Below are 20661 nucleotides of genomic sequence, written 5' to 3'. Positions count from 1 at the left end.
GGATGAGGACGGCCGCCCTCAGGCGGCGCGCACCGTGCCGAGGAACTTGCCGACCTCGAGCTTGAGGCGGTTGCTGTCGCCGGACAGCATCTGTGCGGCGGACAGCACCTGCGAAGAAGCCGATCCGGTCTCGCTCGCGCCGCGCTGCACTTCGGTGATGTTGGACGACACCTGCTGGGTCCCTTCCGCGGCCTGCGCCACGTTGCGGGAGATTTCCTGCGTCGCCGCGCCCTGTTCTTCCACCGCGGCCGCGATCGCAGAAGAGATCTCCGACAGCCGTTCGATGGTGTGGCTGATGTCCTTGATGGCGCCGACCGAGTGCTCGGTCGCGGCCTGGATGCCCGCGATCTGCTGGCCGATCTCGCCGGTTGCCTTGGCGGTCTGCTCCGCCAGCGCCTTGACCTCGGAGGCGACGACGGCGAAGCCGCGACCGGCTTCACCGGCGCGCGCCGCCTCGATCGTGGCATTGAGCGCGAGCAGATTGGTCTGGCCTGCGATAGTATTGATCAGCTCGACCACGTCCCCGATCCGCGTCGCCGCCTGGGACAGCTCACCAACGCGGTCCGTGGTGGTACGAGCCTGGCTGACCGCCTCGCTCGCCACGCGCGCCGATTCCTGAACCTGACGGCTGATCTCGGTGATCGAGGACGACAGCTCTTCGGTCGCCGACGCCACCGACTGGACGTTGGTGGAGGCTTCCTCGGAAGCGGCTGCGACCATCGTTGCGAGCCCTTGCCCACGATCGGCGGTCGCGGTGAGCGTCGAGGCAGAAGCCTCGAGCTCGGTCGCGGCCGAGGATACGGTCTCGACGATCTCGCCGATCGCGGCTTCAAAGCCGTCGGCGAGCTTGTGCATTTCGACCTTGCGCTGCGCAGCGGCGGCCTGATCCTGCCGGGTCTTGGCCTCCGCTTCCTCGCGCGCCTTCTGTTCCGATACGATCTTGAACTTCTCCACGGCCGCAGCGACGCCGCCGACTTCGTCCTTGCGGCCGAGACCGGGCAGCACCACGGAAAAATCGCCGCCTGCGAGCTTGTCCATGGCTCCGGTAAGCGCGCGGATCGGCCGCGCGATGGTCAGGAACGACATCAGCCAAGAGCCGAGGAGGACGAGCGCGGCGAACGCACCGACCACCATTCCGATCTGTTCACTCGACGCCATCACCTGCGCGGAGCCGGCGATCTCCTCTTCACCCCTGTGCTTGGCGAAATCCGCAATCTGACCGGCAACCTGATCCATTTCTGCGGCAATCGGGAGGCTCAGCTCGCGGGTGAGGCGCGCCCCTTCCTCGATGAGTTTCGCAAGACGGGCGGTCGCGTCCGAACCGGTTGCGGCGATCGCCTCACTGCGGATCGACGCGACTTGTTGGGCCGCCTTGAGATAATTCGCATTAAGGCTTTTGAGCTTCTCCATTCGCGCGCGGTTCTCTGCCGACTGCGACAGCTTCAACATCGCGTCGGCAACTTTGCCCAACGTCGCGGAGCGCTCGATGAGAGCATCGCCCGCCTTCTGCAACTCACCCGGGTTGTTGGCGAGCCGGATATCCCGGACGCTGAGCTGCATACTGCGCACCGAAAGCTTGGCTTCGATCGCGCCGCGCGCCAGCTCCAGCTGCGCGAATGCGGCCTGGTTGGATCGGCGCACGTTGCCGTTTCCGATCACCTGGCTTGCGATGATGGTGAGGACCAGCAGGATGCCGAAGGCTGACGCAAGCGCCAGCTTGGTCCCGATCCGCAAGTTCTGAACAAGGCTCAACATGGGCAGATTTCCCCCGGGAAATGCGCAGCCGAGTCATTGCCGACCGCCCGCGGCGTTGATCGCCCTTGCCCAAAAAATATGCGACCGCCATTCCAATTTGGTTAACGGCGGCTCCCGGGGAAATACTGGATCGGCGCGTAAACCCCTAAAAATCCAGCACGGAATGCGCGCTTGATGAGTTAACCACACCCCTGGGATAGGAACGTCACGCGGCCCGCACCGTCTCCAGAAATCTTCCGACCTCAAGCTTGAGACGATTGCTGTCGCCGGACAGCATCTGCGCGGCGGACAGGACCTGTGAGGATGCCGAGCCGGTCTCGCTTGCACCGCGCTGCACGTCCGTGATGTTGGACGAGACCTGATGGGTCCCTTCCGCCGCCTGTTGCACGTTGCGGGAGATCTCCTGCGTCGCTGCGCCCTGTTCTTCCACCGCGGCCGCGATCGCAGAAGATATCTCCGACAGCCGTTCGATGGTGTTGCTGATGTCCTTGATGGCGCCAACCGAGTGCTCGGTCGCGGTCTGGATGCCGGCGATCTGCTGACCGATCTCGCCGGTCGCCTTGGCGGTCTGCTCCGCCAGCGCCTTGACCTCGGAGGCGACGACGGCGAAGCCGCGACCGGCTTCACCGGCGCGCGCCGCCTCGATCGTGGCATTGAGCGCGAGCAGATTGGTCTGGCCTGCGATGGTGTTGATCAGCTCGACAACATCGCCGATCCGCGTCGCTGCCTTGGACAATTCGCTGACGCGCTCGGTCGTGGTACGGGCCTGACCGACGGCCTCACTCGCCACGCGCGCGGATTCCTGAACCTGCCGGCTGATCTCCGTGATCGAAGAGGACAGTTCCTCTGTTGCCGATGCCACGGACTGCACGTTGGTGGAGGCTTCCTCGGAGGCTGCGGCAACGACGGTGGTGAGCTGTTGGGTGCGCTCGGCCGTCGATGTCAGCGTGGTGGCGGATGCCTCGAGCTCGGTCGAGGCCGATGACACCGTGCCGACGATCTCGCCGACGGCGCCTTCGAAACTGTCAGCGAGCCTGCGCATCTCGGATTTGCGCTGCTCGGACGCGGCCTGGTCCTGCCGCGCCTTGGCTTCCGCTTCCTCGCGCGCCTTCTGCTCGGACACGATCTTGAATTTCTCGACGGCGCCGGCGACCTCGCCGACCTCGTCCTTGCGGCCAAGGCCGGGCAGCACAACGGAGAAGTCGCCTCCGGCAAGCTTCTCCATCGCCACCGTCAGCGCCCGCATAGGCCGCGCGATGCTGAAGACGGAGAAGATGCACGCGCCGATCAGGACCAGCGCGACCAGCATGCCGGTGATGAACGAGGTCCGCGCCACCGACGCAGCTTCCGCCTCGGCCTCGGCACGCGCCTCACCGCTTCTCTGCTTCGCGAAGTCGGTGATCTGGTTGGCCAGCTCCGAAATCTCTGCGTTGATCGGCACCAGCGTCTCCTTGCGGAAGCGATCGACCTCGGCGGTCAGCTTTGCGAGTTGCGCCGCTGCTTCGCCGTCCTTCTTGCCGTCGAGCGCGAGCTCTTGCTTCCGGATCGCCTCGATCTGCTGTTGCCCCTTGCCGAAGTTGCCGATCAGCACGGTCAGACGATCGATCCGCTTATGGTTCTCCGGCGAGCGAGACAGCTTGGCCATTTCGCCGGCGAATTTCAGGGCTGCCGTCTGTCGATCGTTGAAATAGGTAACGGCCTTCTGCATCTCGGCAGGCGAGGACGACGTCAGGATATCGCGAATACCGATCTGCATCCCGCGGACCGAGGCCTTCGCCTCCGCAGCGTTCTGCGCGATCGACTGCTGCCCCGATGCGCCATTGCTGAGCTTCTGGACCTCAGTGCCTCCGCTCATCTGGAGATAGATCATCAGCGCGACGAGGGCGATGGTCAGCGCGGAGGTGATGGCGAGCTTGGTGCCAATTCGCAGGTTCTGAATGAACGACATTGAACTATTCCTGGGATACGCATTGGCGCGACGAAGCGCGTGAACAATCCGGAGAGGCTAACTGCGAGGTTGCTCATTAACGTTAAGTGCGGCCCCGATCCCTTAGGTAGAAGTACGGAAAAGGCTGCTCAACACGGCGGATTTGCACAGCTTTCACGCGCAACCAAACGAACCTTCGCGGATTTGCAGGCACCGCATTCGTTAACGCCGGCGCCGTTGTTCGCAGCCGAATCAGCTCACCGCCTCTCCCACGAGGCTGATGCGAAAGACGGGCTTCTTGTCCTCATCGAGCAATTCCATGCTCCACTTGGCGTTCGGCTTCAGGTTACGGACGATGCTGCCGAGCAGGTTGGCAGAAACCTCGGTCATCTCGGTCCAGGCCGCGGCGCGATCCTCGAACTCGTACGGCTGATCGGCGGCGCCGGAATAGCGTCCGGTACTGATGCGGAAAAAGTACAGCGACATCGTCAAAACCTTGCGCCCCCCGGCCGTACGCAAACTGCGGCGCGAACAGCTACCAACGCATGAAAACCGCCGTCCGTATGACTACGGCGCGGCGGCTTGATGCGCGATGGATGTCTTCACCGAAAAGATGCGCGGACTGTCCCGCGCGGCCTGTTCACTGGGTGGAACGGCGCAGTTCCAGCGGAGCGTCGTTCTTTGCGGGCTCCGATTTCACTTCCGACTTCACCGGATCGAGGCGGCTGCTCTCGACACGCGGCGTCTCGATGCGCGCGGCGACTTCGGTGTTCGTCGCGCCGACCGACCCGGTGTGCTCCGAAGAGCGCAGCGAACGCGGACGCGCCACGGCACGCGCCATCAGCATCTGATTGCCACCCTGGTGGTGGAAGTCGCAATAGGCGAAGCCCATGCCCGACACCGAGCCGCGGAAGCTGCGATCGTCGGTCTTTTCCAGGTTGAAACAGGGCTCGAACGGAATGCCCTTGATCGCGGCGCAGACGTTCTGGCCGCGGATCTGGAGCGTGTTGCCGGGCAGGCGGAGATGTTTCACCGGGCCTGCACCCGAGAACTGCACCGCGCCAGCGGCGCCGAGATCGTCCAGGATGCGGCCTGCGCCGCGGGTGCCGTCGAAACAGGTGAAGGCGAACACCTTGCCGGCGACGAAGCGGCGCGCCTCGTCGGCATTCATGCCACCGGCAATGGCCGGCGCAAACGTCATGGCCGCCGTGACAGCCCCCAACACAATACGCGCAAGCATGCTCAACTCCGAACCAACCCCAGCAGCGGGCGATGCCTTATCTCTTTACCCGCTGCTTACCATACTAACCAAGGCGACATTGAAGCAGCTTGGTTGGCAAAGTCTGAACGCCGTCAGACAATTTTTACCACGATGCGGCCGCGGACCTGGCCGGCCAGGATTTTCGCACCCCATTCCGGAACTTCGGCGAGCGGAATTTCATGAGTGATTTCAGATAGTTTTGTCCGATCAAGGTCCGAGGCAAGGCGTTGCCAGGCAGCCTTGCGCAACTCGATCGGGCACATCACGGAATCGATGCCGAGAAGGCACACCCCGCGCAAAATGAAGGGTGCGACAGAGGACGGCAGGTCCATGCCGGCGGCGAGGCCGCAGGCCGCGATCGCCCCGCCGTACTTCGTCATCGACAGGAGATTCGCCAGCGTCGTCGAGCCGACGCTGTCCACGCCGCCCGCCCAGCGCTCCTTGGCAAGCGGCTTGGCCGGTGCCGACAATTCGTTGCGGTCAATGACTTCGGCAGCACCGATCTCTTTCAGATAGTCCGCTTCCGAGACGCGACCGGTCGAGGCGATGACGTGGTAGCCGAGCTTCGACAGCACCGCGGTCGCGACCGAGCCGACGCCGCCAGCCGCGCCGGTCACCACAACCGGGCCGCTCTTCGGCGACAGGCCATTCTTCTCCAGCGCCAGCACCGACAGCATCGCGGTGAAGCCGGCGGTGCCGATCGCCATGGCGTCGCGTGACGAAAGCCCTTGCGGCAAGGCGACCAGCCAGTCGCCCTTCACACGCGCCTTCTCGGCATAGGCGCCGAGATGGGTCTCGCCCATGCCCCAGCCGGTGCAGACGACCTTGTCGCCCGGCTTCCACGCTGGATGCGAGGAGGCTTCGACCGTTCCGGCGAAATCGATGCCGGCGATCATCGGAAAGCGGCGCACCACGGGCGCCTTGCCGGTGAGCGCGAGGCCGTCCTTGTAGTTCAGCGTCGACCATTCGACGCGGACGGTGACATCGCCGTCCATCAGCTCGGCCTCGTCGAACTGCGCGAGCGTGGCGGTGGTGCCCTTGTCCGCCTTGTCGATCCGGATCGCCTTGAATGTGGCCACGACTGCACTCCCTGACTTTGTTTCAGGGATTGTTTAGCCGATCAGGCAGGCTGCGCAACCGCTCGCTGGACCGGTTTTTCCACTATCGGAAGATTGATCAGCGCGGAGAGCACGCCGAACAGGATCGAGAGCCACCAGATCGGCGTGTAGGAACCGAACTTTTCGAACACGATGCCGCCGAGAAAGACGCCGAGGAAGCCGCCGACCTGATGGCTGACGAAAGCAAAGCCATAGAGCGTTGCGAACCAGCGTGTCCCGAACATCAGCGCCACCAGCGCCGAGGTCGGCGGCACGGTCGACAGCCAGGTCAGGCCTGAGACCGCGCCGAACGCGATCGCCGAGAACGGCGTGATCGGGAACGAGATGAAGGCGAGCGTCGCAAGCGCGCGGGTGAAGTAGATGGTCGAGAGGATGAAGCGCTTGGGCATATAGTTCTGGAGATAGCCGACGCTCAGCGATCCCATGATGTTGAACAGGCCGATCGCCGCGATCACCCAGCCGCCGGTTTGCGTGGAGATGCCGTTATCGACCAGGAAGGCCGGCAGATGCACGGTGATGAAGGCGAGCTGGAAGCCGCAGGTGAAGAAGCCGAGCACCAGCAACACGTAGGAGCGATGGCCGAAGGCTTCCGCGAGCGCCTTCGTGAAAGTCTGCTCGTCTGCGGGCGCCGCGCCGGCGGAGCTTGCCACCGGCGGCGTCGAGAGTGCCAGCGACAGCGGAATGATCAGCAGCATCAGGAAGCCGAACACGGTGAGCGCCTGCTGCCAGCCGAAATTGTCGATCAGCGCCACACCGATCGGCGCGAACAGGAACTGCCCGAACGATCCCGCCGCGGTGCCGGCACCGAGCGCAAGGCCGCGCTTCTCGGCCGGCAACAGTTTTGTGAATGCCGATAGCACCAGATTGAACGAGCAGCCGGCGAGGCCGAAGCCGACCATCACGCCGGCGCCGATGTTGAGCGACAGCGGCGTCGACGAGTAGCGCATCAACAGCAGGCCGCCGGCATAGAGCAACGCGCCGACGGACATCACGCGGAACAGGCCGAAGCGATCAGCGACTGCGCCGGCGACCGGCTGGCCCAATCCCCACAGCAGGTTCTGAAAGGCAATCGCAAGGCCGAATACGTCGCGGCCCCAGGCGTATTCATGGCTCATCGGCTGCACGAAGAAGCCCAGCGCCGAGCGCGGGCCGAAGCCGAGCATGCCGATGGCGCAGCCGCAGAGAATGATGATCGCCGGCGTACGCCAGGTGGAAGAACGTGAGACCGGACCGAGCTCGCCTGCTTGAGTCGACATGGTGCTCCCCGTCTGTCGTTGGCGGATCCGGACTAGGCAGCCGCGAGTCACGCATTTAATGCAGATGCATGAAAATCCCAAGTCAAAAATGATTGCGTGCCACGAAGGGCTGCTGCGGGAGTATTGCGTTTCAACGCGGCCATGGACGACATAACGGAACCTGTCTTGACGGGAATGTGTGCGGGAGGACCTAGCGGTCTTGGGCCGCCCGTGTTATCTTCGATCTGCTCAGATTGAGTATATGTAAGCTCTGGCGAAACCGACCGGCCCTCTCGGCCGGATTTCTCAGGCTCAACATATACTCAACTAGAGCATAATTGCTACGCACGGGAGGCTTCGATGCCGATCACTGGAATTTACGGCCCCGACGACTTTGCAGGCCGGCCGCAGGGCCGAGTTACCGACCAGGTCACGACCGCCCCCCGCGCCGCGCCGGCGCGAACAGGGGCCGCGCTGCCGATGCCCTCGCTGGAATGGACGAGCGAGGTCGAGCAGGCGACCGCGCCGCTCTACGAGCGCGTCAAGCACGTGATCCCGCCGATCGAATGGCCGCTGATGGCGCCGACCATCAAGGCGATCAACGACCTGAAGCAGGCGCGCGGCGCGGTGATCCTCGCGCACAATTACCAGGCGCCAGAGATTTTTCACTGCGTCGCCGATATCGGCGGCGACTCGCTCCAGCTCGCGGTCGAAGCCACCAAGGTGAAATCAGGAATCATCGTCCAGTGCGGCGTGCACTTCATGGCGGAGACATCAAAGCTGCTCAACCCCGAGAAGACGGTGCTGATCCCCGACTCGCGCGCCGGCTGCTCGCTCGCGGCCAGCATCACAGGCGCGGACGTGCGGCTGCTGCGTGAAAGATTTCCCGGCGTGCCTGTCGTCGCTTACGTCAACACCTCCGCGGACGTGAAGGCCGAGGTCGACATCTGCTGCACCTCGTCGAACGCAGTGCAGGTGGTGGAGAGCCTGAACGCGCCGACCGTGATCTTCCTGCCCGACCGCTATCTCGCGACCTATGTCGCCTCGAAGACCGACGTGAAGATCATTGCCTGGAAGGGCGCTTGCGAGGTGCACGAGCGCTTCACCGGCGACGAACTGCGCGCCTATCGCGAGGCCGATCCCTCCGTGCAGATCATCGCGCATCCCGAATGTCCGCCGGACGTGCTGGCGGAGGCCGACTTCACCGGCTCGACCGCGCACATGATCAACTGGGTGCGCGAAAAGCGACCGCGGCGCCTCGTGATGATCACGGAATGCTCGATGGCCGACAATGTGCGGGCCGAGCTGCCTGATGTCGAGATGCTGCGCCCCTGCAATATCTGCCCGCACATGAAGCGCATCACGCTGTCCAACATCCTGGAGAGCCTGCTGACGCTCGGCGAGGAAGTGACGATCGATCCCGCGCTTGCGGAGCGTGCACGACGCTCGGTGGAGCGGATGATCAATCTGAAGAATTGAGAGCTGAACATGCAAGACAATATCCATAACCTCACCCGCAGCACCGACGACGTCGTCATCGTCGGCGGCGGCCTCGCCGGACTGTTCTGCGCGTTAAAACTCGCACCGCGGCCGGTGACGCTGATCTCGGCCGCGCCGCTTGGCCAAGGCGCATCATCCGCATGGGCGCAAGGGGGCATCGCCGCGGCGGTGGCGGAGGGCGATACGCCGGAAGCGCACGCTGCGGATACGATTGCAGTCGGCGGCGGCATCGTCGATGACGCCCTCGCGCTCGGGATTGCGCGCGAGGCTGCGCCGCGCATTCATGACCTGCTCGGCTACGGCGTGCCGTTCGATCGAGATCTTGAAGGCCGGCTCGCAGTGGGGCGGGAAGCCGCGCATTCGACACGCCGCATCGTGCATGTGCGTGGTGACGGTGCGGGCGCGGCGATCATCGCGGCGCTGAGCGAAGCCGTGCGCCGCACGCCGTCGATCCGCCTGATCGAAGGTCTCGTCGCCGAAGCACTGCTGACGGAGGACGGCGCCGTCACCGGGCTCCAACTGCGCGAGGCCGGCAAATTTGCAGCGAAACCGATAATGATCGCCTCGCGCGCGGTGGTGCTGGCGACCGGCGGCCTCGGCCATCTCTACGCCATCACCACCAACCCGCTTGAAGCCAGCGGCTCCGGCCTTGCGATCGCAGCCCGCGCCGGCGCCGTCGTCGCCGATCCCGAATTCGTGCAGTTCCATCCCACCGCCATCATGGTCGGCCGCGACCCGGCACCGCTGGCAACGGAGGCGCTGCGCGGCGAAGGTGCGACGCTGATCAACAGCAATGGCGAGCGCTTCATGACCGCACTCCATCCGTTGGGAGAGCTCGCGCCACGCGACATCGTGGCCCGCGGCGTGTTCGCCGAGATTGCGGCCAGGCGTGGTGCCTTCCTCGATGCGCGGCAGGCGCTGGGCACGCGCTTCACCGACAAATTTCCGATGGTGCATGCGAGCTGCATCGCCGCCGGCATCGATCCCGCCACACAGGCCATTCCGATCGCGCCGGCCGCGCATTATCACATGGGCGGCATCGCGGTGGACGCGCGCGGCCGCAGCTCGATCGACGGGCTCTGGGCCGGCGGCGAGGTATCGTCTACCGGCGCGCATGGCGCCAACCGGCTCGCCTCGAATTCGCTGCTGGAGGCCGTGGTCTATGCCGCGCGCATCGCCGACGACATCGCCGGCCGCGCGATCCCCTCGCCTGCCCGCCTCCCCGATGCGCTGGCGCCGTCGCGCGGCGGCGCACCGGATGCTGCGGTCGTGCAGCGGCTGCGCGCAATGATGAGCGCGCACGTCGGCGTGATCCGTGACGGTGATGGACTTGCGGAGGCCGTGCGCAGCTTTGCCGCGCTCGAATACGAAGCCACCAGCGTTGCCGTTCGCAACATGGCGATTTCGGCCCTGCTCGTCGCGGCTTCGGCCTGGACCCGGCACGAGAGCCGCGGCGCTCATTTCCGCATCGACCATCCAGCGGACGTGCCTGCGCTGGCGCAGAGAACAATGACCACGCTCGCCGCAGCGCGCGAGGTCGCAGAAAACCTCACCGAACGTCCGATGCCGCACACCGCGCAATCCATGATCGCCTGACGGAGTTTGTCATGATCACCCCGACCTCCCTGCTCTATCCCGACGCCTTCGTCTCTCCGCTCGCAATCGACGAGGCCGTGCAGCGCGCGCTCGACGAAGATCTCGGCCGCGCCGGCGACATCACCTCGCTGGCAACGATCCCGGAAGCAACAAAGGCGCAAGCCATCCTGGTCGCACGGCAATCCGGCGTGATCGCCGGCCTGCCGCTGGCGCTGGCGACGCTGCAAAAGCTCTCGCCCGACGTCGACGTGCGTGCCCATGTCCGCGACGCCGCGCGCGTCGCCCGCGGGCAGCACGTGCTGACGATCTCGGGGCCGGCGCGCGCCATCCTCACGGCGGAGCGGACGGCGCTGAATTTCGTCGGCCGCCTGTCGGGCGTCGCAACGCTGACGGCCGACTACGTCGCGCGCACCGAAGGCACGACAATGCGCATCTGCTGCACGCGCAAGACGACGCCGGGATTGCGGGCGCTGGAGAAATACGCGGTGCGCTGCGGCGGCGGCTTCAACCACCGCTTCGGGCTCGACGATGCGATCCTGATCAAGGACAATCACGTCGCCGTCGCCGGCGGCATCCGCCCCGTGCTGGAGCGCGCGCGGGCGCATGCGGGACATCTCGTCAAGATCGAAATCGAGGTCGATACGTTGGCGCAATTGCGCGAAGTGCTCGGCACCGGAATGGCTGACGCCGTGTTGCTCGACAACATGGATCTCGCGACGCTGCGCGAGGCGGTGCGGATGAATGAGGGGCGCCTCAAGCTGGAGGCATCGGGCAGCGTCACGCTGGACTCGATTGCGGCTATTGCGGCGACCGGCGTCGACTACGCCTCGTCAGGCGCGCTGACGCACTCGGCCCCGAACTTCGACTGCGCGCTGGATATCGAGGCGTGAGGCGGTATGCCCCCTCGCCCCGTTCTTACGGGGAGAGGGTTGGGGTGAGGGGCCTCTCTCCACATATGCGACTGTCGAGAGGCCTGTACCCCCTCACCCGGATTGCATCTTCGATGCAATCCGACCTCTCCCCGCAAGCGGGGTGAGGTAAGAAAGACTACCTTCGCTCGACCACGCCCATCTCGGCGGAGCTCTTGGCTTCCTGCGTAAGCTCGGCAGAAAGTGCTGCCGTCTGCGCAGGGGTGCCCCAGCTCGGTTCCTCGCTGCCGTCGCCCCAGGCGCGCGGCCGGTAGAAGGTGTGCACGCCGAACTTGTACATCTTCTTCATCTCGGCGACCCAGGACGGGCGCACCCAATAGGCGTGGTAGTGCGTGGACTTGCCGACTTCGGGCAGCCAGATCTGGCCGTCGAGCATCGCCTTCGATATCTTCTTGGCGCGCTCCCACATCTCGGGCTCGCGGATCACGTCGGGATTGTTGTCGCAGGCAAAGGTGAACTGGCAGGCGAGATGGCGGTGCTTGTTCTGATAGACCGCGCCGCACACGGTGTCGGGATATTTGCCGGAGAACACGCGGTTCATCACGACCTGCGCGACCGCCATCTGGCCGCGCACGGCCTCGCCCCGGGATTCGAAGTAGACGGCTTCGGCCAGACACTTCTCCGACTTCGCGCGCGACTTGTCGTCGAGTGCCAGCCGCTCCGCCGGCGATTTGGCGCGCTGGTTATCGGCGTTGACCTCGCCTTTCGGCGCGACGCTCTCACCGCTCTCGATGTCTTTCGCAATATCAGCCGTGGGCGGCGTCAGCGAGGCCGTCACCTTCATATCGGGGTCGGGCATCACGATCAGCGGCTCGGCGCCGGGCTGCCAGCTCTCGATGCTCTCGAGATTTCCGCCGAGCGAGGAACTGCCGAAAAAAAGATTCGAGGTTTTCACGCGGAAGGGATCGCGCGGCTGTGCCGCCGGAATGGTGGCCTGCTTCAGCGCGTCGAGCGGCTGGACTGCGAACGCGCGCGCGGCGTCACTGGCTTGTGGCGCGTTGGTGTATTGCGGCAACGGCGGAGCGCGCAGTGCTTCCGCAAGCTCGGGATCGAGCGCGGCTGCGGACTCAGGCGACATTGCTTGCGACATCACCTGTGGCAACGCGGCGGTCTTGGCGCCGAACACCGAGCTGTTGGACGTTGCGGGATCTTCCAGCGCCGGCACGGCAGCTGGTGCGCTCGCTTCGGGAGCCTGCGTCGGTGTGATCGTTGCGAGGCGATCACCCTTCATGGAACGATCGACCTTGGGAAAATCGGCGGCCTGGTAGCGCGGCGGCGCCTGCAGCGCCGGATTGCGGCCGATTGCGCCGGTGACGTCGCGACCATCGAGGCTTGCGAGGCGAACCATCGCGCTCTGCGGAATCGAGGTACCGATGGGGCGGGAAAAGCTGTAGGTGGCGAGCTGGATCGAGGACGCTGCGGAATAAACCTGCTTCTGCCAACGCTCGGCGACGCCGGGCTGACGGGCCAGCAAAGAGGCAATGTCCTGATAGCCGGTCTCTCTCGGCATCAATGCGAAGATGCAGAGACCGATGCCGAAGGACGCGAACCGCGCGCCCTTCGGATGGTTACGCAACACTGACATCAACACGCTCACGCTACACTTACGCTCGAAAAATCAAACCGCAGTACTTCCGTGCAATTTGATCTTTATCGTGGGTATCTAATTTAGGTTTCCGGGGCGTTAATTGGCGTTGCGCGCGCGGCACACTCAAGCGATTGCAGGTGTTTTCACGGAGCGATTGCGTGCGTGGTAAATGCCCGCTGACGTGAAACGGTAAACATCTGGTCAACGCGAATGGTGAAGGAACTCTTGCGCGTGCGTATCACTACGGGACGCGTGAGGTTCCGTTTGATTGCGCAACACATCCACATCGACGGTGTCATGCCCCGCGAAAGCGGGGCATCCAGTACGCCGCAGCTTCTCGCTTCCATCACCGCTTCCTCGGAGTACTGGATCGCCCGGTCAAGCCGGACGATGACAGCGAGAGTGTGATGGCCAGCGCTCGCAATGACGGTGGGGAGAGAGCGGTGCGCAAAATGAAAGAGGCGGGGTTTTGCCCCGCCTCTTCGATTTGAACGTTTCAACTCTTCTAGCTACGCCTGGCTCGCGACCGCCTTGCCCAGCGCGGCTTGCGCGGCGGCAAGTCGCGCGATCGGCACGCGGTAGGGCGAACACGAGACATAGTCGAGGCCGATGTCGTGGCAGAAGGCGACGGAGGCGGGATCGCCACCGTGCTCGCCGCAGATGCCCATCTTGAGCTTCGGGCGCGTCTTGCGGCCGCGCGCGACGCCGATCTTGACGAGCTCGCCGACGCCGACCTGGTCGAGCGCAACGAACGGATCGACCGACAAGATGCCCTTCGAGACGTAGGGACCGAGGAAGCTTGCCGCATCGTCGCGGCTGATGCCGTAGGTGGTCTGTGTCAGATCGTTGGTGCCGAACGAGAAGAACTCGGCGCTCTCCGCGATCTCGGCCGCAAGCAGGCAAGCGCGCGGCAGCTCGATCATGGTGCCGACCTGATAGGTCAGCTTGGTGTTGGTGTCGCGCATCACCGCTTTCGCGGTCGAATCGATCCGCGCCTTGACGAGGTCGAGCTCCATCTTGGTCGCGATCAGCGGCACCATCACCTCGAGGCCGACGGCCTTGCCGGTGCGCTTCTCGGCCTCAACCGCGGCTTCGAAGATCGCGCGCGCCTGCATCTCGGCGATTTCGGGATAGGCGATCGCAATACGGCAGCCGCGGAAGCCGAGCATTGGATTGAACTCCGACAGCTCGCGCGCGCGGTCGGCGAGACGCCTGGGGTCGGTGTTCATGGCACGCGCCACTTCCTCGACCTCGGCATGGGTGTGCGGCAGGAACTCGTGCAGCGGCGGATCGAGCAGACGGATCGTGACCGGCAGGCCCTGCATGATCTCGAACAGCTCGACGAAGTCGGCGCGCTGCATCGGCAGCAGCTTTGCGAGCGCAGCGCGGCGCGACTGCTCGTCCTCGGAGAGGATCATTTCGCGCACCGTGCGGATGCGCGTCTCCTCGAAGAACATGTGCTCGGTGCGGCAGAGGCCGATGCCTTCGGCGCCGAACTTGATCGCGGTGCGCGCGTCCTCCGGCGTATCGCCGTTGACGCGCACGCCGAGCTTGCGGACCTGGTCGGCCCATTTCATTAGCGTGTTGAACTCGCCGGAGAGCTCCGGCTCGATCATCGGCATGCGGCCGGCGAGCACCTGGCCGAGCGAACCGTCGATGGTGATGACGTCCCCGGTCTTGTAGGTGCGCGAACCGATGCTCATGGTGCCGCGGCCATAGTCGACGCGGATGGTGCCGCAGCCGGAGACGCAGGGCTTGCCCATGCCGCGTGCGACCACCGCAGCATGCGAGGTCATGCCGCCGCGGGTGGTCAAGATGCCTTCGGCGGCGTGCATGCCGTGGATGTCTTCCGGGCTGGTCTCGATGCGGACCAGAATCACCTTGCGCCCGTCGGCCTGGAGCTTGGTTGCTTCGTCCGAGGAGAACACGATCTCACCGGAGGCAGCTCCAGGCGATGCAGGCAGGCCAGTCGCGATCACGTCGCGCTTGGCGTCGGGATCGATGGTCGGATGCAGCAGCTGGTCGAGCGAGGCCGGATCGATCCGCATCACCGCTTCTTTCTTGGTGATCAGGCCTTCATTGGCGAGCTCGACCGCGATGCGCAGCGCCGCTTTCGCGGTACGCTTGCCGCCGCGGGTCTGGAGCATCCACAGCTTGCCCTGCTCGACCGTGAACTCCATGTCCTGCATGTCGCGGTAGTGCTTCTCGAGCAGCGTGTAGATCCGCGTCAGTTCCTTGAAGGCCTCGGGCATCGCCGCTTCCATCGACGCTTTGTCGGAGCCGGATTCCTTGCGCGCTTCCTCGGTGATATCCTGCGGCGTGCGGATGCCCGCCACCACGTCCTCGCCCTGCGCGTTGATCAGGAACTCGCCGTAGAGCTTGCTCTCGCCGGTCGAGGGATTGCGGGTGAAGGCAACGCCGGTCGCCGACGTCTCGCCCATGTTGCCGAACACCATGGCCTGCACGTTGACCGCGGTGCCCCAGGACTCCGGGATATCGTGCAGCCTGCGGTAGGTCACCGCGCGCGCGTTCATCCAGGATGAGAACACCGCACCGATCGCGCCCCAGAGCTGGTCATGCGGATCCTGCGGAAAGTCCTTGCCGGTCTCGCGGGCGACTGCGTCCTTGTACTTGCCGACCAGCTGGACCCAGTCATCGGCGGTGAGGTCGGTGTCGAGCGTATAGCCCTGGCCGTCCTTGAAGGTGTCGAGGATTTCCTCGAAGTGGTGATGTTCGAAGCCGAGCACCACGTCGGAATACATGGTGATGAAACGGCGATAGCTGTCATAGGCGAAGCGACGGTCGCCGGAGAGCTCCGACAGCGCTTCCACGGTCTCGTCGTTGAGGCCGAGGTTGAGCACGGTGTCCATCATGCCCGGCATCGAGGCGCGGCCGCCGGAACGCACCGAGACGAGCAGCGGGTTCTTGCCATCGCCGAAGATCTTGCCGGTCAACTTGCCGACATAGTTGAGCGACTTCTCAACCTGCGACTGCAATTCCTTCGGGTAGGACTTGTCGTGTGCGTAGAAATAGGTGCAGACCGAGGTCGGGATGGTGAAGCCGGGAGGAACCGGCAGGCCAAGATTGGCCATCTCGGCGAGGTTCGCGCCCTTGCCGCCGAGCAGGTCGCGCATCTCGGCTTTGCCCTCGGCCTTGCCGTCACCGAATGTGAACACCCATTTGCCGGCCTTGGCGGCGGCTGGCGCGGCCTTCTTCGGTGCGACCTTCGGCGCAACCGGCTTGGTCACAGCCTTTGCAGCAGCCTTGGCTGCGGGCTTCACAGCCGGCTTGGCAGGAGCCTTTGCGACAGCCTTGGCGGCAGCCTTTGCGACCGGCTTCGGCGCGCTCTTGGCCAGCGCCTTGCGGGCTGCCGGCGCGGCTTTCGCGGCGGCGGAAGACTTTGATTTCGCTAGAATTTTCTTAGGCTTCGAGGCGGCTTTGGCCATAGCTTGCACACAACCTGCGAGAGGAACGGGAGTTCGCGCGCCTTACACCACTTTGGGCAGGCCCGCGCAAGTCGAAGAGTTCCGGAGAATGAAGGCCTAGAGATGGAGCCACTTCAATAATCCGAGCCCGATCGCACCATTTATGATGAGAAAGATCGCAACGATCAGGTTGAGCAGCCGGGGCATGATCAGAATGAGCACGCCCGCAAGCAGCGACAGGATCGGCGAGATGTGGGCGACGGTGATGTGCATGGATGGTCTTTCCGTACGTTAAGGCGAATCGCGGCCGGATCATACCGGACCAGGTTCCGCGGGTAGAGACGCGCAAGACGCGAGCGGGTTCCCGGCTTCGCGAAATCTGCCCGAAAATGCCGCGAATGCGGCAGGGCATTTCCGGAACATCGCGCGCGTCACAGCATTGGCAACCGGTCGCGCCACTGGCGCCGGCTGAAATCATGTTGAAGGAGTAGCCCATGCGGAACAGGATTCTCGCTCTCGCTGCGCTTGGCGTCGCGCTCGGTGCGCCGATCGCGGCACAGGCGCAAACAGGTATCACGGTGGGACGCGCGCCTGTCGTGGTCGACAGCGGCCCGACGATTACGGTCGAACAGCGGCCGGCCTTCCGCGACTATGTCGTCGAACAACGTGTGCCGGCCTTCCGTATCCCTGATCGTGTCGTGGTCGGTGCCACCTTACCCGAAACCGGGGTCACCTATTACGACGTGCCGCAACGTTTCGGCGCCACCACCTATCGCTACACGGTAGTGAACGGCGAGACCGTGCTGGTCGAGCCGCGCTCGCGGCGCATCGTCGAGGTGATGGACTAGTTGAGTTCAACTCGATGTCCGGCGCGTCAAATCAGGCTGACGCGCATCGCGTAGTCGGACATCAGGCCCCGTCCGGTCGTCCCCCCGCCGGGCGGGGCTTTTTTGCGCGCATTTGTGCACACTCTCGTGTCCCGGACGCGGCGCAGCGCGTAGCGGTGCGACGCAGAGCCGGGACCCAGAATCTTTTTTGCGGCGGCATGGGCCCCGGCTCTGCAGCGCACCGCTGAAGAAGCACTGCGCTGCGTCCGGGGCACGAGAGCGTCAGGTACCGCGCCTCAATCCTGGATCTTCGAGAAATCCGCCACCGCACGCGTGGCGCTGCGGATTTCGTTGAGCAGTTTTAGCCGGTTCTCGCGCACCTTCGCATCGTCGTCGTTGACGCGCACCTTCTCGAAGAACGCATCGACCGGCGGACGCAGTTTCGCCATCGCGCTCATCGCAGCGGCAAAGTCTTCCTTGGCGACAGCGGCGCTCGCTTCCGCCTTGACCTCACCGATCGCCTTCGCCAGCGCCTTCTCCTCATCGAGGCCGTAGAGCGCAGCATCCGGTGAACCGTCGAAGCTGCGCTTGTCCTTCTTCTCCTCGATGCCAAGGATGTTGCTCGCGCGCTTAATGCCGGCGAGCAAATTCTTGCCGTCGTCGCTCTCGAGGAATTTTCCGAGCGCCTCGACGCGTCGGATGATCATCAGAAGATCGTCCTGGCCGCCGAGCGCGAACACGGCATCGACGAGATCGTGCCGCGCCCCCTGCTCGCGCAGCTGGACTTTTAGGCGGTCGGCGAAAAAGGCGAGGAGATCGCTCGGAAGCTTTTCGGCGTCGGCAGGCTTCGCTGACAAGCCGGCGAGTGCGGACGCCGCCACCTTCATGAGCGAAAGACGCAGCGCGTTCTCGGCGATCAACCTGATCACACCGAGCGCCGCACGACGTAGCGCATATGGGTCCTTGCTGCCCGTCGGCTTCTCATCGATCGCCCAGAAGCCAACGAGCGTATCGATCTTGTCAGCAAGTGCGACCGCCACACTGACCGGATCGGTCGGCACGCGATCGGTTGGGCCCTGCGGCTTATAGTGCTCTTCGCACGCAGCCGCGATGGACGCATCCTCGCCCTGCGCCAGCGCATAGTACTTGCCCATCAGGCCCTGCACTTCCGGAAACTCGCCGACGACTTCCGTCAGCAAGTCCGCCTTGGCGAGGTGCGCGGCACGCGTCGCCTTGGCGACATCGGCGCCGACCAGCGGCGCGATCTCCGCGGCCAGACGCCCGATGCGCTTGATGCGCGCCGCCTGCGTGCCGAGCTTCTCGTGGAAGACGATCTGCTCGAACTTCGGCAGACGGTCCTCGAGCTTGGTCTTCAGGTCCGTCTCGTAGAAGAACTTCGCATCCGACAACCGCGGACGGATCACGCGCTCATTACCGGCGACGATGGTCTTGCCACCGTCGGACGCCTCGATATTGGCGGTGAGGACGAACTTGTTGGTCAGTTTGCCGGTCTTGGCATCCCTGACGACAAAACACTTCTGGTTGTTGCGGATGGTGGCGCGGATCACCTCTTCCGGGATCGCGAGATATTCCTGCTCGAACGATCCCATCATGACGACAGGCCATTCGACGAGACCGGACACCTCGTCCAGCAGCGCCTGATCCTCGACCAGTTCAAAGCCTTGCGCGAAGGTCAGCTCCTTGGCGTCGGCGAAGATGATATCCTTGCGAGCCTGCGGATCAAGGATGACCTTGGCAGCCTTCAGCTTTGCTTCGTAGTCCTCGAACCGGCGGACCGAAATCGCAGCCGGCGCCATGAAGCGATGGCCGTAGGTGGTCTGGCCGGTCTCGATACCGTCGATCGAGAATTTTACGACATCGGGCTCTTCGGTCTCGAGCCCAAACGTCGCGGTGATTGCGTGCAGCGGACGCACCCAGCTGAGCGAGCCCGGCTTGCCGGAGCGCGCGCCCCAGCGCATCGATTTCGGCCAGGGGAAGGTGCGGATGATCACGGGCAGGATTTCCGCGAGCACGTCGATTGCGTCGCGGCCGGATTTTTCGATCAGCGCGATATAAAAATCGCCCTTCGGGTCGCGCTGGATCTTGGCCTCATCCAGCGACGACAAGCCTGTCGCTTTCAGAAACCCCTGCACGGCGGCATCGGGCGCGCCGATCTTGGGGCCTTTGCGTTCGGTCTTGAGGTCGGGCTGACGCGCAGGGATTCCATGCACGGTGAGCGCGAGGCGGCGCGGGGTCGAGAACGCCTTGGCGCCCTCGTAGACGAGGCCTTCGGCGACGAGCTTCTCGGTGACCATGCGGCGCAGATCGTCGGCCGCCTTGGCCTGCATGCGCGCGGGGATTTCTTCCGAGAACAGTTCAAGCAAAAGATCGGGCATCAAGCCGCTCCGCCCGCTTCAGTATGGATCCAGGCCTCGCCGCAGGCTTTTGCAAGTTCGCGCACGCGAAGAATGTAGCTCTGCCGCTCGGTCACGGAGATCACACCGCGCGCATCGAGCAGGTTGAAGACATGGCTCGCCTTGATGCACTGGTCGTAGGCCGGCAGCGCCATCAGATGCGCCTCGCGCTTGCCATCCTTCCATCCTGCATCGAGATATTTCTTGCACGCCGTCTCGGCCATCTTGAACTGCTCGAACAGCATCGTCGTGTCGGCGACTTCGAAATTGTGCTTCGAATATTCCCGCTCGGCCTGCAGGAACACATCGCCATAGGTGACCTTGGCGTCACCGTCGCGGCCGTTGAAGTTGAGGTCGTAGACGCGATCGACGCCCTGCACATACATCGCGAGACGCTCGAGCCCGTAAGTGAGTTCGCCTGCGACCGGCGCGCATTCGACACCTGCGACCTGCTGGAAATAGGTGAACTGGCTGACTTCCATGCCGTCGCACCAGCACTCCCAGCCGAGACCCCAGGCGCCCAGCGTCGGGCTCTCCCAATCGTCCTCGACGAAGCGGATGTCGTGCACTGACGAGTCGATGCCGATCGCAGCGAGCGACTTCAGATACAGCTCCTGAAGGTTCGGCGGCGACGGCTTCATGATCACCTGGAACTGGTAATAGTGCTGCATCCGGTTCGGGTTCTCGCCGTAGCGGCCGTCCTTGGGCCGGCGCGAGGGCTGCACATAAGCGGCGTTCCAGGGTTTTGGCCCGAGCGCGCGCAGCGTGGTCGCCGGATGGAAGGTGCCTGCGCCCATCTCCATGTCGTAGGGCTGCAGGATGACGCATCCCTGCTCGGCCCAGAAGGTCTGGAGCGCGAGGATAAAACCCTGGAACGAGCGTTCCGGGCGCATATGGGCGGGCAATGAAGCGTCCATCGTCAGATCGGGCTCTCGCGGGGGGTTGAATCGCGCGGGACCGTATCGACGGCGGGGGTGGGAATCAAGGCAAAGGGGGCTGGGAGAGGACCCAACCTCCGTCGTGCCCGGGCTTGTCCCGGGCATCCACGTTCTTCGTGGGGCGCCAAAGCCGTGGATGGCCGGGACA

The 20661-nt window shown here is 64.4% G+C and carries 15 protein-coding genes; 4 read left to right on the top strand and 11 right to left on the bottom strand.

Annotated elements, in window-relative coordinates; genetic code table 11:
* Positions 1 to 18: 18 nt before the first annotated feature.
* From BMW89_RS22110 to BMW89_RS22085, 6 genes are all read right to left on the bottom strand, one after another.
* The gene (locus tag BMW89_RS22110; protein ID WP_092029120.1) at positions 19 to 1755 is read right to left on the bottom strand and encodes a methyl-accepting chemotaxis protein; all 1737 of its coding nucleotides are present in this window, start codon (positions 1753 to 1755) and stop codon (positions 19 to 21) included.
* 205 nt (positions 1756 to 1960) lie between these two features.
* Positions 1961 to 3703 carry a methyl-accepting chemotaxis protein gene (locus BMW89_RS22105; protein ID WP_092029119.1) on the bottom strand — a complete coding sequence of 581 codons (1743 nt, stop codon included), beginning with the start codon at positions 3701 to 3703 and terminating at the stop codon, positions 1961 to 1963.
* A gap of 231 nt (positions 3704 to 3934) precedes the next feature.
* Positions 3935 to 4168, bottom strand: coding sequence for a DUF6894 family protein (locus tag BMW89_RS22100; RefSeq protein WP_092029118.1), 234 nt, complete (start codon positions 4166 to 4168; stop codon positions 3935 to 3937).
* A gap of 154 nt (positions 4169 to 4322) precedes the next feature.
* The gene (locus tag BMW89_RS22095; RefSeq protein WP_092029117.1) at positions 4323 to 4922 is read right to left on the bottom strand and encodes a hypothetical protein; all 600 of its coding nucleotides are present in this window, start codon (positions 4920 to 4922) and stop codon (positions 4323 to 4325) included.
* A gap of 113 nt (positions 4923 to 5035) precedes the next feature.
* Positions 5036 to 6022, bottom strand: a complete 987-nt coding sequence (gene acuI / locus BMW89_RS22090) for an acrylyl-CoA reductase (NADPH) (RefSeq protein ID WP_092029116.1) — start codon at positions 6020 to 6022, stop codon at positions 5036 to 5038.
* 41 nt (positions 6023 to 6063) lie between these two features.
* Complete coding sequence (locus tag BMW89_RS22085; protein ID WP_092029115.1) at positions 6064 to 7317, bottom strand: MFS transporter; 1254 nt, start codon at positions 7315 to 7317, stop codon at positions 6064 to 6066.
* Positions 7318 to 7656: 339 nt separating this feature from the next.
* On the opposite strand from BMW89_RS22085, the gene nadA reads away from it, so the two are divergent.
* The 3 genes from nadA to nadC are packed head-to-tail and all read left to right on the top strand — an operon-like array spanning position 7657 to position 11282.
* A complete protein-coding gene (gene nadA / locus BMW89_RS22080; RefSeq protein WP_092029114.1) occupies positions 7657 to 8775 on the top strand; it encodes a quinolinate synthase NadA in 1119 nt (372 codons plus the stop codon).
* Between the two features lie 9 nt (positions 8776 to 8784).
* Positions 8785 to 10392 (top strand): L-aspartate oxidase, encoded by a 1608-nt coding sequence (locus BMW89_RS22075; protein WP_092029113.1) that lies wholly within the window; start codon positions 8785 to 8787, stop codon positions 10390 to 10392.
* A gap of 11 nt (positions 10393 to 10403) precedes the next feature.
* Positions 10404 to 11282 carry a carboxylating nicotinate-nucleotide diphosphorylase gene (gene nadC, locus BMW89_RS22070; protein ID WP_092029112.1) on the top strand — a complete coding sequence of 293 codons (879 nt, stop codon included), beginning with the start codon at positions 10404 to 10406 and terminating at the stop codon, positions 11280 to 11282.
* A 157-nt stretch (positions 11283 to 11439) separates the two neighbouring features.
* Here the strand turns inward: nadC and BMW89_RS22065 are convergent, their stop codons facing one another.
* The 3 genes from BMW89_RS22065 to BMW89_RS22050 all read right to left on the bottom strand — a co-directional run bounded on the left by BMW89_RS22065 (position 11440) and on the right by BMW89_RS22050 (position 16607).
* Positions 11440 to 12906 carry a cell wall hydrolase gene (locus BMW89_RS22065; protein WP_177196237.1) on the bottom strand — a complete coding sequence of 489 codons (1467 nt, stop codon included), beginning with the start codon at positions 12904 to 12906 and terminating at the stop codon, positions 11440 to 11442.
* 512 nt (positions 12907 to 13418) lie between these two features.
* A complete protein-coding gene (gene ppdK, locus BMW89_RS22055) occupies positions 13419 to 16355 on the bottom strand; it encodes a pyruvate, phosphate dikinase (protein WP_177196236.1) in 2937 nt (978 codons plus the stop codon).
* Positions 16356 to 16451: 96 nt separating this feature from the next.
* On the bottom strand, positions 16452 to 16607 hold the full coding sequence (locus tag BMW89_RS22050) for a DUF3096 domain-containing protein (RefSeq protein ID WP_007594951.1): 156 nt from the start codon (positions 16605 to 16607) through the stop codon (positions 16452 to 16454).
* A gap of 221 nt (positions 16608 to 16828) precedes the next feature.
* Between BMW89_RS22050 and BMW89_RS22045 the strand changes: the two genes are divergently transcribed.
* Positions 16829 to 17182 carry a DUF1236 domain-containing protein gene (locus BMW89_RS22045; RefSeq protein WP_092029108.1) on the top strand — a complete coding sequence of 118 codons (354 nt, stop codon included), beginning with the start codon at positions 16829 to 16831 and terminating at the stop codon, positions 17180 to 17182.
* A gap of 275 nt (positions 17183 to 17457) precedes the next feature.
* Here BMW89_RS22045 and glyS read toward each other — a convergent pair whose 3' ends face one another.
* Both glyS and BMW89_RS22035 read right to left on the bottom strand, forming a co-directional pair.
* Positions 17458 to 19557: a glycine--tRNA ligase subunit beta gene (gene glyS, locus BMW89_RS22040; RefSeq protein ID WP_092029107.1), complete on the bottom strand. Its 2100-nt coding sequence runs from the start codon at positions 19555 to 19557 to the stop codon at positions 17458 to 17460.
* Entirely contained in the window at positions 19557 to 20492 is a 936-nt protein-coding gene (locus BMW89_RS22035; protein ID WP_092029106.1) for a glycine--tRNA ligase subunit alpha, read from the bottom strand. Before BMW89_RS22035 ends, glyS begins: the two co-directional genes overlap by 1 nt.
* Positions 20493 to 20661: the final 169 nt, after the last annotated feature.

The organism is Bradyrhizobium sp. OK095 (assembly GCF_900109945.1).
In the GTDB taxonomy this organism is placed as follows: domain Bacteria; phylum Pseudomonadota; class Alphaproteobacteria; order Rhizobiales; family Xanthobacteraceae; genus Bradyrhizobium.
The sequence above is the reverse complement of the archived record's forward strand: the minus strand, read 5'-3'. Positions and strand labels throughout refer to the sequence as shown.